Annotated in this window: 12 protein-coding genes; 6 read left to right on the forward strand and 6 right to left on the reverse strand. The window is 70.9% G+C overall.

What is annotated here, in order from left to right:
- Positions 1-3 precede the first annotated feature (3 nt).
- Positions 4-3561: a CHAT domain-containing protein gene (locus OV427_RS12805; protein ID WP_267863420.1), complete on the reverse strand. Its 3558-nt coding sequence runs from the start codon at positions 3559-3561 to the stop codon at positions 4-6.
- Positions 3562-3744: 183 nt separating this feature from the next.
- On the opposite strand from OV427_RS12805, the gene OV427_RS12810 reads away from it, so the two are divergent.
- The 5 genes from OV427_RS12810 to OV427_RS12830 all read left to right on the forward strand — a co-directional run bounded on the left by OV427_RS12810 (position 3745) and on the right by OV427_RS12830 (position 9931).
- Positions 3745-6288 carry a hypothetical protein gene (locus tag OV427_RS12810; protein ID WP_267856369.1) on the forward strand — a complete coding sequence of 848 codons (2544 nt, stop codon included), beginning with the start codon at positions 3745-3747 and terminating at the stop codon, positions 6286-6288.
- Positions 6289-6293: 5 nt separating this feature from the next.
- Positions 6294-6899 carry a hypothetical protein gene (locus OV427_RS12815; RefSeq protein WP_267856370.1) on the forward strand — a complete coding sequence of 202 codons (606 nt, stop codon included), beginning with the start codon at positions 6294-6296 and terminating at the stop codon, positions 6897-6899.
- Between the two features lie 72 nt (positions 6900-6971).
- The gene (locus tag OV427_RS12820) at positions 6972-7394 is read left to right on the forward strand and encodes a hypothetical protein (protein WP_267856371.1); all 423 of its coding nucleotides are present in this window, start codon (positions 6972-6974) and stop codon (positions 7392-7394) included.
- 8 nt (positions 7395-7402) lie between these two features.
- Complete coding sequence (locus OV427_RS12825) at positions 7403-8596, forward strand: alpha/beta fold hydrolase (RefSeq protein WP_267856372.1); 1194 nt, start codon at positions 7403-7405, stop codon at positions 8594-8596.
- A gap of 141 nt (positions 8597-8737) precedes the next feature.
- Entirely contained in the window at positions 8738-9931 is a 1194-nt protein-coding gene (locus OV427_RS12830; protein ID WP_267856373.1) for an acyl-CoA dehydrogenase family protein, read from the forward strand.
- 72 nt (positions 9932-10003) lie between these two features.
- Here the strand turns inward: OV427_RS12830 and OV427_RS12835 are convergent, their stop codons facing one another.
- On the reverse strand, positions 10004-11731 hold the full coding sequence (locus OV427_RS12835; RefSeq protein WP_267856374.1) for a M23 family metallopeptidase: 1728 nt from the start codon (positions 11729-11731) through the stop codon (positions 10004-10006).
- Positions 11732-12006: 275 nt separating this feature from the next.
- On the opposite strand from OV427_RS12835, the gene OV427_RS12840 reads away from it, so the two are divergent.
- The gene (locus tag OV427_RS12840; protein WP_267856375.1) at positions 12007-12399 is read left to right on the forward strand and encodes a LysM peptidoglycan-binding domain-containing protein; all 393 of its coding nucleotides are present in this window, start codon (positions 12007-12009) and stop codon (positions 12397-12399) included.
- 64 nt (positions 12400-12463) lie between these two features.
- On the opposite strand, the gene OV427_RS12845 is transcribed toward OV427_RS12840, so the two are convergent.
- Genes OV427_RS12845 through OV427_RS12860 form a run of 4 tightly spaced genes read right to left on the reverse strand, consistent with a single transcriptional unit; the run spans position 12464 to position 16011 of the window.
- Positions 12464-14095 carry a flavin monoamine oxidase family protein gene (locus OV427_RS12845; RefSeq protein ID WP_267856376.1) on the reverse strand — a complete coding sequence of 544 codons (1632 nt, stop codon included), beginning with the start codon at positions 14093-14095 and terminating at the stop codon, positions 12464-12466.
- Entirely contained in the window at positions 14086-15582 is a 1497-nt protein-coding gene (locus OV427_RS12850; protein ID WP_267856377.1) for a polyamine aminopropyltransferase, read from the reverse strand. Before OV427_RS12850 ends, OV427_RS12845 begins: the two co-directional genes overlap by 10 nt.
- Before the next feature lie 40 nt (positions 15583-15622).
- Positions 15623-15850, reverse strand: coding sequence for a DUF350 domain-containing protein (locus tag OV427_RS12855; protein ID WP_163996350.1), 228 nt, complete (start codon positions 15848-15850; stop codon positions 15623-15625).
- A complete protein-coding gene (locus OV427_RS12860; RefSeq protein WP_267856378.1) occupies positions 15850-16011 on the reverse strand; it encodes a hypothetical protein in 162 nt (53 codons plus the stop codon). Before OV427_RS12860 ends, OV427_RS12855 begins: the two co-directional genes overlap by 1 nt.
- Positions 16012-16031 lie beyond the last annotated feature (20 nt).

Genomic DNA, 16031 nt, shown 5'->3' on the forward strand with positions numbered 1-16031 from the left:
GACTCACGGCCGGCCCGCATCCACGGGTGGCTCCGGGGCCTTCGCGGAGACGGCTCGCAGCGGCGCGTCGCTTCCGAGGCTGATGAAGGGCGCCCAGTAGTAGGGATGGGGCCGTGACGCCCGCAGCGAGAGCATGGCGTCACGGAGCGCGGCGGAACGCCCGTGGCCCGCGAGGAGCTGGCGGTAGTAGTCCTCCATGAGCGGGTGCGTGGTGTCGTCGTTGATCTTCCACAGGCTCATCACCACCGTCTCCGCGCCCGCGATGACGAAGGCGCGGCGCAGGCCCTGAACCCCCTGGCCGGGACGGGCGGTGCCCTGGCCCGTGTCGCAGGCGGACAGCACGACAAGCTCGGTGCCCCACAGGTCCAGTCCGGCCAGCTCCTTGGCCGTCACCAGCGAGGTGGACCGGGGGCGGGCCCTGCCAGCCGGCGGAGGCGCCGCCCGCGCCTCGGGGAGGACCAGGCCCGAGCGCATCAGCGGGTCTGGCGGGAGCTGGCCGGGGCCCGCGCCGCTCAGCCCGCCGAGCGTCCCCACCGCACGAGCGTCCGGAACACGGGCGTCGTCGTCCAGGAAGAAGCCGTGGGTGGCGATGTGGAGGATGCCGGGAGCGGACAGCTGGAACAGCCGCTCGCGGCTGGCGTCCGCGCCAAGGAAGAGCTGCGCGCCGGGGAAGGAGCGCTGGACGAACTCCGCTTCCCGCCGCGTCCCGGGGAGGGACGCCCAGGGCTGGTCCGCGAGCTCGGCGCGCAGCACGGTGGAGGGCCGCTCCCACTCCTGTGAGGCGGCACGTCGCGCCGGGCCCCGCTTCGAGCCCCTGGAAGCGGCCCGGGCCGGCACGGCGCCGAAGTCCGGGTCCGCGAGGACGACCACCGAGCGCGCCGCCAGAAGGCCCGGGGGACGCGGCAGCAGCTCCTTGCCCGAGGTGAGCCAGGTGAAGTCGAACGTGTCGACGAGGAAGCCCGTGCCGTCGTGCAGCGCGGCGAAGGGAACGAGGCTGAGCTGGCCATCGGGTGCGAGGTAGAGCCTGCGAGTGTCGCCCAGGAGCGGCAGCAGGGGCCGGAAGACGCGGGCGTGGAGCGCCTGCGAAGGGCCCGTGAAATTCACATCACGGTTGCCAATGGCCCGGTTGAAGTGCGAGGCCGCGACGTCGATGGGCGTCGCGGGCCCCAGGTCCACCGCGCGGCTGCGCCCGTCGGGGAAGAGCACCAGCGCCAGGTAGCGGAGCGGGACCGTGGGCTTCGCCGCATCCTTCACGCCGGGCGGCGGCACGAGCGGCCGGTCTCCATAGGCGATGAACTCCACCAGCGCGCCGTCCTTCGGGAGTGAGGCGGCAACGCGCTCGACGATGGTGTCGGGGGACGGCAGCGCGGTGAGCGCGCGCAGCGGCGCGGAGCGCGTGGCGAGGCTGGCCTCGAGCGCATCGGCCTGCTCGCCGAGCAACTGCAGCCGCTGCTGGTGCTCCGCCGGGGGCACCGGGCCGGGGCCGTCGAGCGACAGCCGCGCGAGCTGCGAGCGCAGGCCGCGCAGTTGGAGGAAGCGCTCCCGGTCCGCGTCCCCCAGGCTGCGGTAGACAGCGTGGGAGGTGCCGGCAATCTCCTCGACGGAGCGGCCCTTGCGGAGCAACACGGCGGACAGGGCGAGGCGCCGCACCCGGGCGTCGTCCGGATGCGCGCGCAGGAGCGCGTAGAGGCGCTCCTCGTCACTGCGGATGAACTGGAGGAAGCTCGCCAGGTACGCCTCGGAGAAGCCGAGCGACTCGTGGCGCAGATGCTGCTCCGAGATGTCGAACGCCCGGGCCAGCAGGGGCAGCGCGGCGGAGAGCCGGTGCTGCGCGAGGTACAGCACGGCCAGGCTGTTGAGCGTGAGGGCGACGTCGGGATGCCCCTTTCCCAGCGCCGCCTCCTGGATGCCCAGCGCGCGCTGGAACAGGGGCTCCGCCCGCGCATACGCACCCTGGTCCTGGTACAGGTTCGCGAGCTTGCCGAGCGTGAGCGCCACGTCGGGATGTGTCCCCCCGAGCGCCGCCTCCTGGATGGCGAGCGCCCGCTGGAGGAGCGGCTCCGCCCTGGCGTACTCGCCCTGCTGTCGATGGGTGCTGGCGAGCTCGCTGAGGGTGAGGGCGACATCCGGGTGATTCCCGCCGAGCGTCGCCTCCCAGATGGCGAGCGCGCGCAGGAGCAGCGGCTCCGCCAGGGCATGCTGCCCCCGCGCCTGCCGCATGAGGGCAAGCCGGTGGAGGCAGATGGCGACCCGGGGATGGTTCGCACCGACGGTGGCCTCGTAGATGGCGAGCGCGCGCCGCAGACGCGGCTCCGCCTCCGCGTCGAGCCCCAGCTCCTGGTATGCCACGGCGAGCCGCATGAGCACGTCACCGACATCGGGGTGCGATGCGCCGAGAATCGCCCCGTAGACGACCACCACGCGCTCCCCGCACCGCAGCCACTGCCGGCTCTCCTCCGGGCTGTAGGAGAAGGCCAGGTTGTCGAGTGACGTCGAGATGCGGGGATGAAGTTTTCCAAGCGCGAATGCCTCGCCGATGACGAGTGCGCGCTCATGCATCGGCTCCAACCGGCCGTCGATGTTGATGTTCTGCCTGGCGATGTCGGCGGCGTCACGGGTGAAGGCCGCTTCCAGGATGTCGAGCGCGCGCTCGTAGAACGGCAGGCTCTGCCCATAGAGCCCCTGGGTGTCTAGGAGCTGCGCGAGCATCCAGTGCGCGTCGGAAACCCTGGGATGCCGCGGGCCCAGCGCCGCCTCGAAGGCCGCGAGCCCGCGCGTGTAGAAGTCCTCGGCCCGCGCATACGCGCCCTGCTGCTGGTGGAGGAAGCCGAGGCTGGTCAGCGAGTACGCGACGAGGAGCCGGTCCCCGCCGGCCGCCACCTCGTGGAGCGCGAGGGCGCGCGTGTAGAGCGGCTCGGCCCGGGAGTACTGCCCCTGGAGCTGATACACGGCCGCGAGGTCCTCCAGCGACGCGGCGACGTCGGGATGTCCTGGGCCGAGCGCCGCCTCGCGAAGAGCCAGCGCGCGCTCCAGCAGCGGCGCCGCCCGGGCGTAGCGCCCCTGGAGCTGGTACACGCGCCCGAGGTGGCGCAGCGAGGTCGCCACGTCGAGAGAGCCCCTGCCGGGCACTGCCTCGCGGATGGCCAGCGCCCGCTCCAGCAGGGGCGCCGCCTGACCATAGGAGCCCAGGTCCGCGCGGAGGTTGCCGAGCAGGTCCAGCGAGGCCGCGACGTCGGGATGGTGGGGGCCCAGCGCCGCCTCGCGGATGGCCAGCGCGCGCCGCATCAGGCTCTCCGCGCGGACATACCGCCCCTGCAGCCAGAGCACCTCACCGAGGACGTGCAGGCAGCTCGCGACGTCCGGGTGCGCCCCGCCCAGCACGGCCTCCCGCAACGCGAGCGCGTGCTCGACCTTCGGCACGGCCTCGGCGTACCTGCGGGCGCCCTCGAGGGACAACCCCTCCGCCAGGGCCGCCTGGGCTTCCACGAGGCGCGCCGCGGGGCCCTCCGCGGCGAATCCCACCGCACACCACAGGGTGGCCAGGGCCACGCATCCCAGCATTCGCCCCACGTTCGCCTCCTGCTTCCCCGGCGGCGGACGCCCCCACCCCCTCACACGCAATCGCCGAGGCGGATGTCAGTATCACATCGCTGCTCGACATCAGGATGTGCCCGTGACATCGACGGGCCCGCCCACCCCTCGTCCTTCCAGGCACTTGCCTCATGCCCGTGGTTGGAACGGCATGTGCTCTCCCGTCCGGACATGAACCGCTTCGTCCTCTTCCTCTGCTGCCTCTCCCTCGCCGCCGGTGCGCAGCCCGCCCCGGCCCCGTCCCTGCCCGGCCCCGAAGATGCCGGGACGGCACCCTCCTCCGTTTCCGAACCCGTCACCGATGCCGGCGTGGGGACCATGCCCATCGAGGTGCGGCCCGCCGCTCCCGCGCGCGTCCGGAGCCAGGACCGCGACGACGAGAAGACCGCCGAGGAGCGCAACGAGTCCCGTGACGAGGGCGACGACGAGGACGCCCGGCCCGGCGCCGAGGAGCTCAACGAAGCGCTCGCGGAGGCCACCCGGGACGAGCGGCACGAGTGCCCCGACGACTACTACGGCGACGAGGAAGAGGAAGCGGACACGGAAGACTCCACCATCCTCGCCCCGCTCCAGTTCAGCGTGGACGGGCGCCCGCTCACACCCGGGAGCATGGAGCTCCACGGCCTCCAGCGCCTCACCGACGCGCAGGTGCGCGCGCTCATCGGCGCCCCCATTTCCTCCACTCCGGAGCCCCTCACCCCGAAGCAGGCACAGACCTTCCTCCGCCGCCTCGCGCGCACGGGCCTCTTCGCCCGCGTCGAGCCGCGCCTGCGCGCCTCCGAGCAGGGCCCCGCGGTGCTCGAGGTCCACCTGGAGGAGAACCCCACGGTGACCTCCGTGGAGCTGGAGGGGCTCCAGGACCTCCAGGCCCGCGAGCTGCTGGAGGAGTTGTTCCGCCTCCCCCACCGCTTCCCCTCCGAGGACAACGACGAGGACGAGGACATCATCGCCACGCTGCGCGTGGACTCCCGGCGCGGAACGCTGTCCGTCGTCCGCCCGTGCCCGCCGCCGCGCCCGCCTCGCGAGTGGCTGGCCCGCGAGGAGCGCGGCGAGTACCGCCGGGGCATCATCCTGGGAGGCGTGGCCGTAGCACTGGAGCGCACGCTCAAGGACTTGCGCGACGACGGCTACCTCCTCGCGAGCCTCTCCGCCACGCTGTACCCGGACGGACGGCTGGTGGTGACGGTGGACGAGGGCCGGCTGGAGTCCGTGGACGTGGAGGGCGTGGGCCCGGAGATGGCCACGCGGGTGCGCGACGCGCTGGACCTGAAGCCCGGCGACGTCTTCCTGCGCAGTGACGCGCGGCGCGCCATGCAGCGCGTGGAGTCGCGGCTGCCCTTCCTGGAGCCCGCCGACGTGGACGACGACGACGACGGGCTGACCCGCCGGGCGAGCATCATCGAGGAGCGCGCCGCCGACGGCACGCGCCACTACCGCACGCAGGAGGATGAGCGGCGCCAGCGTCGCCGGCACGAGAAGGTGGAGTTCGAGCTGAGCTGGCGCCAGCTCGTCGACTGGTGGGAGACCGGCCGCGACGGCGAGGGCATCTCCCTCGACGGCAAGCGCCTCGTCGTCCACGTGCGCCCGCGCCGGCCGGACATGGACGTGGACCTGCTCCCGGTCCACACCCAGGTGACGGGCTTCGCGCCGGGCCTGGCGGGCCACCTGCGCATCTGGGACCCGAAGGACCGGGCGCACCTCACCGCGGACGCGGCCCTCTTCATCCCGCTGAGGCTGGGCGGCCAGCGCCTGCCGGACGACCCGGAGGGCACGAAGCACCAGCGCCGGCTGAACCTGCTGGGCGGCGTGAAGGCGCAGGTGCCCTCCGTGGGCCTCGCGGAGCTGGGCATCCAGGGGCATGACTTCACGGACACGATGGACCGCTGGCGGCTGGGCGACATCGACTCGTACATCTACTCGTTCCTCATCAACCGGCCGGACCGCGAGTACTTCCGCCGCAGGGGCTTCGCGGCCTTCGCCACCTGGCGCTGGGCCGACGCGTGGCTCGCGGGCGTCGAGTACCGGGCCGACCGCTACGAGTCGATGCAGAGCTTCACCCCGCCGCTCACCCTCTTCCGGCGCGACTCGGCACCCTTCACCAACGAACCCGTCACTGAGGGCCATTTCAAGTCCGTGGTGATGCGGCTGGAGTACACCAGCAACGCGGAGGCCGGCACGCGCGTGGGCTCGCTCTTCCGCACGCCGGAGACGTCCCTCTTCGAGCGGGATGGCGACTGGGAGCACAGCGCATCCCTGCGCGGGCTCCTCACGCTGGAGGTGGGCGACGGCCCCGGCGTGGATGAGCGCTTCTGGAAGCTGGTGAGTGACTTGTCGCTGGACGTGCCCACCGGCTGGAAGACGGGGATGCACCTGCGCGTGCGCACCGCCGGCGGCGACAACCTGCCCGAGCAGAAGCGCGAGGCGCTGGGCGGATGGACGGCGCTGCGCGGCTACGGCTTCAAGGAGTTCCGGGGGGACGTGTCGCTGCTCACCACCGCGGAGTACCGGTGGCACGTGTTCGGCGTCTTCGCGGACGTGGGCTCGGTGCGCGTGGACGAAGAGTGGACGGAGGCGAGGCTGAGCCTGGGCGGCAGCTTCCACTTCGGTGACGACGTGCGGGTCGACGTCGCGTGGCGCACCGACGACAAGGCCACGGCCACTCCCGAGGCGCGACTGCTCTTCGTGCGGACCTTCTGAGGCGTATGGCACGGACGTGGATACGGGCGGGCAGGAGGCTCGGCGCGGCGTGGGTGGCCGCGGCGGGACTGCTCGCGCCCATGGCCCGCGCGGAGGAGCCGCATGTGTCCTGCACGGCCACCCTCTCCGGGCGGCGCGTCGTGGTGCGGCCGGAGGCGCTCGCCTTCATCTCGCCGGAACTGGACCGGCTGGTGCGGCTGGGTATGGCGGGCCGGGTGGAGGTGGAGGTGACGCTCTGGAAGCGCCGCTCGCTGTGGTTCAACGCGCGGGTGGACAGCACGCGGCTGACGCAGGTGCTCGCCTTCTCACGTGGCGGCTACGTGCTGGATGGACGCTCGCTGCCGGAGGGGCCGGGGGCGCTGGAGTTGGAGCGCGTGGCCTGGACGCTGGAGGACCGGCCTGGAGCGGAGGACGGCTTCCTGGTGCAGGTGGAGGTGCGGCTGCACGTGGTGACGGCCGCCAGCCTCGGCCGGGTGGCGTCGTGGCTCACGCTGGAGAAGAAGGACAGCGAAGGAGAGGGCTCCAGCCTCACCAGCACCGTGCTCCGCTCCGTCGCGGAGGATTTGTCACGCGGCGCCTCGGGGCGCTGTGACGTCAGCCGCGCGCCCTGACCCGCGCGCGGCCCCCAGAGACTCATGACTCATGGATTGCCCGGTGCATGCGCCGAGGCGAGGAGGACCGTCATGTCCCGTTGGATGTCCCTGTTGCTCGTCATGGCGTCGGCGTGCAGTCCCTGGCCCGAGCCCCTCTCGCGTCCCCTCGACTTCGACTCCGTCGCGACGGAGGTCATCGCGCAGGTGCGGCGGTTCGCACGCGTGGAGCCCCGACGGACGGTGCACGTCTACGTCCCCGACGGAGTGGAGTCCGGAGGCAGCCACGTGCCCCTCCTCTACCTGGAGGAAGGACGGGCCCTGTTCTTTCCCGAGGGCGCGGCGAGCACCGCACGCGCGGTGGTGCCCAGGCCGAGCGAACTCGTCGCTCTCGGGCAGCGCCGGGACATCGTCATCATCGCGGTCGACTCGGAGGCGTCCGCCGAAATGGCCGCTGCGCCAGACGGCCGGACGCGCTACGTGACCCATGTCGCCGCGCGCCCTCCGCCGACCTGAGCGGACGGGTGGCTCCATGGCGTGGTGAGCAGGCTCGTGGTACCCGCGGATATCGAGTTCAGAATCGGGAGGGAATGGTGCGCAAAGGTTCGTGGCTGCCGCTGGCGGCGCTGCTTCTGGGGAGCATTCAGGCACAGGCGCAGGAAACGCCGGGCCCGCATGACCGGGCCGAGGCCATCAAGGTCATCTCGGAGCTCCGCAGAATCGTGGCGCCCGAGGGGCTGGAGCGCACCGAGAAGCTGCGCATCGGAGGCATCGACCAATGGGTCTCGGTCCGCAGCCGCGACCTGCGCAATCCGGTGCTGCTCGTGCTCCATGGCGGCCCCGGCTGGGTGGCGATGCCGACGAGCTGGTATTTCGCGCACGGCTGGGACGAGTTCTTCACCGTCATCCAGTGGGACCAGCGCGGCGCGGGCAAGACGTATGTCGCGAACGACGCGGCCACCGTCACCCCGACGCTCACCGTGGAGCGGATGCATGCCGACGCCGAGGAGGTCGTCACGTGGGCGCGCAAGACGTTCGGCAAGGAGAAGCTCTTCGTCCTCGGCCATAGCTGGGGCAGCATCCTCGGGCTCACCCTCGCGCAGAAGCACCCCGAATGGCTCCACGCCTATATCGGCGTCGGCCAGGGCATCGACGCGCGGGAGAGCGAGCGGCGCGGCTGGGCCTGGACGATGGAACAGGCGCGCGCGGCGAAGAACGAGGAGGCCATCCGCGACCTCGACTCGATTGCGCCCTATGCCGTTGGCAAGACGCCGCTTCCGGTGAAGGACATCATGCTCCAGCGCCGCTGGCTCAACTTCTTCGGGGGTGCCGCCTATCGGCGCCCGAATGCGAGCTTCGAGGGTGCGGCGGTGAATCTGTCGCCCGAGTACACGGACGAGGACGTGCGCCAGGTCTGGAAGGCGGAGGGAGTCTCGGTCGAGCGGCTCCTTTCCTCGATACTGACGACGGACCTGTCGCAGGTGAAGCGGCTGAAGACGCCGCTGCTCCTGTTCCTCGGACGCCACGACTACAATGTCTCGGCGACGGTCGCCGCCGAATGGTTCGCGGGCGTCAAGGCGCCATCGAAACAGCTCGTCTGGTTCGAGCAGTCGGCGCACGAGCTGATGACCGAGGAGCCAGGCAAGGTGCTGCTCTCCCTCGTCCGTCATGCCCGTCCGATTGCCGAACGCGCCGGCGATGTCGCACCCGCCAGATAGCTCCGCTGGCGCCCACCTCCCAAGGCAGGCAGGGACTCGTGCCTGCCCGGGCCGCGCCGGGGGGCTGGACCTGGCAGGAAGAAACCTTTCCGTGCGGGGCGCTGCTGGCCATGCACTCGGCATCCTTCATAGGCTCCGGCCATGACGAGCCCGTTGTCGCACCCCGCCCCTGCCCACGCAGAAGCCTCCCCGCACCCGTTGCTGGCCGCCGCCGAGGCGCTCTTCCCCCGCCTGTCCGCGCGCTCGGACGAAATCGAGAATGCCCGCCGGCTGCCGCCGGACCTGGCCGCCGAGCTGGCCCGGGACGGCTTCTTCCGGATGATGATTCCGGAGTCCCTCGGCGGCCTGGAGCTGCACCCGGCCGTGTCCTTCCAGGTCATGGAGGCGCTCGCGAAGGCGGACGGCTCCGCGGGCTGGTGCGTGATGATTGGCGCGGCCACCGCGCTGACCTCCGCGTACCTCTTCGAGCCCGCGGCCCGCGCCATCTTCGCCCGCCCGGACGTCATCACCGGCGGCGTGGCGGCGCCCATCGGCCGCGCCGAGCGCGTCGAGGGCGGCTACCGCCTCAGCGGCCGCTGGCCCTGGGCGAGCGGCTCGCAGCACTGCCACTGGTTGGTGGGCGGCGGCGTCGTGACGGAGGGCGGGAAGCCACGCATGGTGCGCGAGGGCCTCCCGGAGACGCGCATGTTCTTCTTCCCCGCGGAGCGCGCGGTGCTGCACGACACGTGGTTCGCCTCGGGGCTGTGCGGCACCGGCAGCGGCGACATGGAGGCGAAGGACGTCTTCGTGCCGGACGAGTACAGCTTCTCCCTGGTGGCCCAGCGCCCGCACGTCGCCCGCCCGCTCTACGGCTACCCCTTCGGCCTGCTGGGGATGGGCATCCCCGCCGTGGCGCTCGGCATCGCCCGCCGCGCCATCGACGAGATGAAGTCGCTGGCCACACAGAAGACGCTGATGCTGGAGCGGCGCCTGCTGGCCGCGCGCCCCGCCGCGCAGGAAGCGGTCGCCGACGCCGAGGCCACCGTGCGCGCCGCCCGCGCCTTCATGCTGGAGGCCCTCCACACCATCCACGCCGAGTCCACGCGAGGCCCCGTCTCCGTGCGCACCCGCGCCGAGCTGCGCCTGGCGATGACACACGCCACCCGGGCCTCCGCGCGCGCCGTGGACCGCATGTACGAGGCCGCGGGAGGCAGTGCCGTCTTCCGCTCCAGCCCCCTGCAGCGCTGCTTCCGCGACGTCCACACCGCCACCCAGCACGCCATGGTGTCTCCCGCCACGCTGGAGCTGACCGGCGGCCTGCTGCTGGGGCTCGAGCTGCCCACCTTCACGCTGTAGCAACGGCGAGGGCCCGGCCCCACCTGGAAGACAGGTGGACGCCGGGCCCGTGGCTACCGCGGAGTCACGGACTCACTGGCAGCTGCCGCTGTCCTTGTCGAAGAGGGCCGTGAAGTTGGCGCCGTTGTTGTAGACCTGCAGCTTCTTCAGGCCGTACCCCATGGCCGACTCGCTGTTGTACGCGGCCTGGTACCCGGACATGAGCCCGTTGACGTAGACGTGGGGCGCGCAGCCGCTGGCGTCATTGGCGACGTAGGCGAAGCGCGGCGGGCTGAAGGTGGGGTCCGCGACGATGTTCTCCACGTGCAGGCCCTGCGCCGGCAGCGAGGCAATCTCCGACTCGGCGAACGTCTCCGATGCGGCGTAGCGCAGCCAGCGCGTGTTGGCGTCGGTGTTGCTGAAGAGCACCGCGTAGTACTGCACGCCGGCCTCGCGGTACGGGAAGAAGTCCTCCACGCGCCAGCCCGAGTTCACCACGTACGTGGTGTAGAGCGAGTCCAGGCTGGCCTGCGTCAGCCGGTGCTCGAAGCGCGTCAGCTCGTTGGTGCGCAGCTTGCCGAAGATGGTGCTGTAGCGGGCCTTGCCGGCCGAGTCGATGCGGATGCGCGTCTCGCGCGGCACGTAGCTGGACTGCTTCCACTGGTCCACCACCGCGTCGAAGCTCGCGCTGTCCAGCCCGGCCTGCACGCCCCAGTTCCTGTCACTGGAGTACTGGTATGAGCCCGCCACGCGCAGCACGCCGTTCTGCTCGTAGTAGCTGAGCGTCTTCGGGCGGTAGCTCATGCCGCTGTAGTACTCGGGCAGCTCGACGAAGGTGTCCCAGGTGATGCCGTGGAAGTCCGGGTAGTGCGGCATCCACAGGCGCGGGTAGTACGTGGCCTGGAAGGCGTCGTAGCAGCCGGTGGAGACCTTCTCGTAGACGCCGTACGGGTCCACCTCCACGGTGACCTTCGGGTCCGTGGGCGTGGGCGCGCCGAGGTACACGTGCAGGTGGTTGTTGGCGTGGTTGCTGGCGGGCTCGCCATCCGTGGCGAGCGTGCCGGCCGTCATCGTGTTGCCGGACTTCGCAATCTTCTGCCCCTGGGTGACCCACTGGCCCAGGGAGACGGGGATGGCGTCGCTGTCCGTGCCCCACGAGGGGTGGTTCGGGTAGTTCTTCGCCATCAACTGGTAGCGCGCGCAGCCGTCGTCGCCCACGGGGCAGGTCATCGCCTTGACGGCGGCCACGTCGTGGGCGCGGCCGTTCCGCAGATGCATGTAGAAGCTGTAGAGCTTCTTCCCGTTGGCGCCGGTGTGCTCGATGACCACCGTGTTGCCGCCACCGCCCGCGGGGCCGTCGAAGTAGATGCCGATGACCTTGCCATCCGCGATGGCCAGCACGTCGAAGCTGGGGTCCTTGTCGCTGGGGGTGTTGGAGCGGCTGATGTCCAGGCCGCGGTGGATGCCGCCGCCGTTGTAGCGCCAGCCGTGGCCCAGCTTCACCTCGGTGCCGGAGAGGTACGGCGAGTTCGCGGTGAAGGGCAGCTTCAGCGGCAGCGGCGTGCGCAGGTTGCGCAGGAAGCTCTGGGCCTCGGTCGCGGTGGCGAAGGCCGAGTACGGGCTCTTCAGGTGCGTGAGCATCCGGTTCTGGAGGTCCGTCTTCAGCGCGGAGGCCGGCAGGGCGTCCACGACTTCGCGCCACTCGTCCAGCTCGCCACCCGTTGCGGTCTCCAGCGACTCGTAGCCGGAGGGGTCCGGAGTGATGCACGTCTCGGCGATGGTACCGACCAGCTGGGGCTGTTCCTGCTCGCCCAGACTCATCGGCTGACCGTCATCGAGGGGAGCGCCACACGCGGTAAGGACGAGTGGGAGAAGCGCCGCGAAAGAAGGTGATTTGAAATTCATACCCCCTCAACGAGCCCCGCCCGCAATCTTCCTCACGGCGACTATTCGTCAGCTCCGCGCTGCGAATCGTTGAGCGGAGAGCACCTGCGGCCGCTGGACGCGCGGGGTGATTGAGGCACCCGGGCGCCGCTCCTAGGTTGGCCGGCCTCACACACCGGTGTGCGTGCCCGTGTGGCACGGGAGGAGGAGCCATGGGCCTGCAGGACAGCTACAAGGACGTGCTGGACGTCGCGAAGACCGTGGGTGCACAGGTCGAGTCTCGCGAGGAGAACGGCAAGCTCATCATCAAGGGGAAGGCGAACTACGCGTTCGACCGGGACCGCATCTGGGACCAGATCAAGGCGAAGCACTCGAACTGGCAGAGCGAGGTCATGGTCATGCTCGACGTGACCAACAACGAGCACTACGGCGTCTACACCGTCAAGTCGGGCGACACGCTGAGCAAGCTCGCCAAGGACATCTACGGGGACATGAAGCTCTACCCGAAGATTTTCGAGCTCAACAAGGACCAGCTGAAGAACCCGGACACCATCAAGGTCGGCCAGGTGCTGAAGCTGCCGCCCAAGTCCATCGCCAACGCCTGAGGCGGTGCGCCTGAAGTGAAGGGCCCGGGGCCGCGCGCTCCGGGCCCTTCTTCTCGCGGGCGGCCTACAGCCAGCTCGCCTCGCGCCGTCCCAGCTCCGCCAGCACGCGCTCCGCGGCCTTCACGCCGAACCAGTTGGCCTCCTCGAAGAGGGCCATGCCGCCCAGGTCCGTGTGCGCGAAGTGCAGGGCGCGGCCCAGGCTCTCGCGGGCCGCCTTCTTCTCCGCGCCCCACATGAAGCCCGGCGAGGGCCGCACCATGGCATGCCCCCAGCGCTGCACCTCCAGCCGCTGCGCCTGCGCGGCGAGGCCCGGGTGCGCGGGCAGCAGGTCCGCCATGACGAGCGCCTCCCAGTCCGCGTAGCTCGCCGACAGCGCCTTGTCGCGCTCCGCCTTCGCGTCCGCGCCAGCCATGGGCAGGTACCAGGTGAGCACCGTGGGCCCGCGCTCGTCCTGGCGCAGTTGCTGGTGCGTGGAGACGACGTAGCCCAGGCTGCGGCTCTCGTAGAAGACGTTGTCCCAGGCCAGCGGGAAGCCGCGCGAGCGCGGCGGCGAGGACAGCGTCAGGTTGGCCACCACCCAGGGCCCATAGGTGAAGGCGCCCAGCCACTCGGGACGCTGCTTGCGCCAGGGGGCCACCACGTGCGCCGCCACGAAGCGCGGGCAGGCCAGCACCACCTGGCGCGCCTGGAAGGAGCGGGGCTTTCCGGTACCGGCCTCCAGGGCGTCCACGCGGCAGCCACCCTCGTTCGGCTCCACGGTGTGCACCAGCACGTTGCGCTCCACGGCGGCGGGCGGGAGCGCGGACTGGAGCTGCTTCACCAGCCGGCCATTGCCCTCGGGCCAGCTCAGGAAACCCTCGCTGCGCTCACCCTTTCCGTCCTGCCGCGCGGCGAAGTACCAGATGCCCGCCCAGGCGGAGACGTGCTCGGACGTGGTGCCGTAATCGTCGCGGCAGGCGTAGTCCACCAGCCACTTCAGCCGTGCGGACGTGAAGCCCTCTCGCGTGAGCCACGCGGCCATGCTGAGCGAGTCCAGCGCCGTCCACTCCGCGTCGTCGCTGGACAGCCCGGAGGGCACCGCGAAGGCCTTGCGCCCCTTCGCGTCGCGGGCCGCGGCGAAGGCATTCATCCGCGCGTCGAAGCGCTCCAGCTCCGCCACGTCCGCGGGGCTCGCGCCCGCGCGCAGGTAGAGGCCCTCGTACCAGTGGCCCCGGTAGAAGAGGCGCTCCTCCGGCTCATGGATGAGCAGGGTCTCCTCGAAGGTGGGGTAGCCCTCCGCGTCCACGCCGGTGACGGCGCCCATTTCGCGGAGCAGCCGCACCACGGGGCCCCGGTCCTCCAGGGGCGCCGGCAGGTAGTGCGCGCCCCACGGGTACGCGGACACGGCGTTGTGGCCGGAGCGCGACGTGCCGCCCGCCTCGGCCTCCAACTCCAGCACGCGCACGCCCTTCACGCCCGCGCCCGCCAGCCGCCACGCGGCGGACAGGCCCGCCACGCCCGCGCCCACCACCAGCACGTCCACGGGCTCCAGCACGTCCGCGCGAGGCAGTGGTCCGCCCCGCAGCTTGTGGCCCACCTCCACCGCGCGGTCGACGATGGCCCCCGGCACGGGCTCGCGAGGAGCGGCGCGCTTGCACGAACTGGCCACCGCCGAGCCGAGGAACGCGGCGACGAGCTCCCGCCGCGTCAGTTCCACCGCCGCCACTCCTCCTCGTAGTAGTGCACGAGCACCTGGTTGTTCAGCCGGTTCACCTCCGCCGGCAGCGGGCCCATGTCGGGAGCGAACTGCGTGAGCGACTCCAACGTGGGCTCGTCCAGGAAGAGCAGCCCTTCCGGCAGCGGGCGGTGCCGTCCCGGCACGTCGTGCGCCACCAGCACGTAGCCCCACTCGCCGAAGGACGGCACCAGCGCGTGGTACGGCTGCGTCCAGAAGCCCGCCGCCTTCAGCGTCTGCGCCACGCACCAGAAGGAGCGCCGGGCGAACAGCGGGCTGGTGCTCTGCACCACCGCCACCCCGTCCGGCGCCAGCCGCTTCTTGAGCAGCTTGTAGAAGCCCGTCGTGTACAGCTTCCCCAGCGCGAAGTTGTTCGGGTCCGGGAAGTCCACCACCACCACGTCGTACTGCTCGTCACCCTCCGCCAGGAAGCGCATGGCGTCCGTGTTCAGCACCCGCATCTTCGGGTCCGACATCGAGTGCCCGTTGAGCTTCGCCAGCTCCCCGTAGCTCGTCGCCAGCCCGGTAATCGCCGGGTCCAGGTCCACCAGCGTGACGGAGCGCACCTGCGGGTGGCGCAGCACCTCGCGCGCGGCGAGCCCGTCCCCGCCGCCGAGGATGAGCACCCGCTCCACCTTCCCCGCGCGCACCATGGCCGGGTGCACCAACGACTCGTGGTAGCGGTACTCGTCGATGCTGGCGAACTGGAGGTTGCCGTTGAGGAACAGCGAGAACCCGCGCTTGCCGCGCGTCAGGATGATGCGCTGGTACGGCGAGCTGGACGCATGCACCACGTCGTCCGCGTAGAGCTGGTCCTCGTAGAACGTCGTGAGCCGGTCCCCCAGCACGAAGCCCACCAGCAGGAACACCGTGAGCACCACCGCCTTGATGCGCAGCCGCAGCGGGTTGCCCAAGAGCGGCGCCAAGAGCCACGTGCTCCACAGCCCCACGGCCGCGTTGAGCACGCCGAACATCAGCGAGGTGCGCACCAGCCCCAGCTTCGGCACCAGCAGCAGCGGGAAGGCGACGCTCGCCGCCAGCGCTCCCAGGTAGTCCAGCGACAGCACCTGGCTGACCAGGTCCTTGAACTTGAGCTGGTCCTTCAGGATGCGCAGCAGCAGGGGAATCTCCAGCCCCACCAGGGTGCCAATGGCAATCACGCTGCCATACAGCGCCACCTGGAACATGCTGGTCAGGGTGAAGGTGAGGAACAGCAGCGGCGCGCACAGGCCGCCCAGCAGCGCCACCGCCAGCTCCACCTCCACGAAGCGCTGCGCCACCCCGCGCTCGATGTAGCGCGACAGGTAGCTGCCGATGCCCATGGCGAACAGGTAGCCGCCAATGACGGTGGAGAACTGGGTGATGGAGTCCCCGAGCAGGTAGCTCGCGAGCGCCCCGACGACGAGCTCGTAGATGAGCCCGCACGTCGCGATGACGAGGACGGTGATGTACAGCAGCGTTCTGTTCAAGTCGTCACTTCACGTCGAGCGGGGCGGGGCGCGAGCGCCCTCAACCCCCGATGGCGGCCGCCACGATGATGGCCAGGCCGATGATGAAGGAGCCGATGACGATGCCGACCGCCGTGTTCTGGTCGACCTCCAGCTCCTTGTTCACGTCGAAGGGGAGGATGAGGCGGATGACGTAGAAGCCCGCCACGAACACCGCCAGACCGATGAGCGAGTAGATGACGCTCGCCAGCACTCCATCCAGGCTCACCACCACACCGAGCAGCAACATCACTTGCCTCCCTGGTAGCCACCGGTCCACAGCAGGATGCCGCCCGGCCCGCGCCGCACGTTGCCGGGCACCTGGTCCTTCTGCTCGCTGCTGAAGGGCGACCAGCCCGTCATCATCAGCGCCGCATAGCCCAGCAGCACCAGCCCACCGAAGAACTTCATTCCGTGCCTCCGTGAGTCAT

Origin of the sequence: Pyxidicoccus sp. MSG2, from assembly GCF_026626705.1 — a bacterium.
In the GTDB taxonomy this organism is placed as follows: domain Bacteria; phylum Myxococcota; class Myxococcia; order Myxococcales; family Myxococcaceae; genus Myxococcus.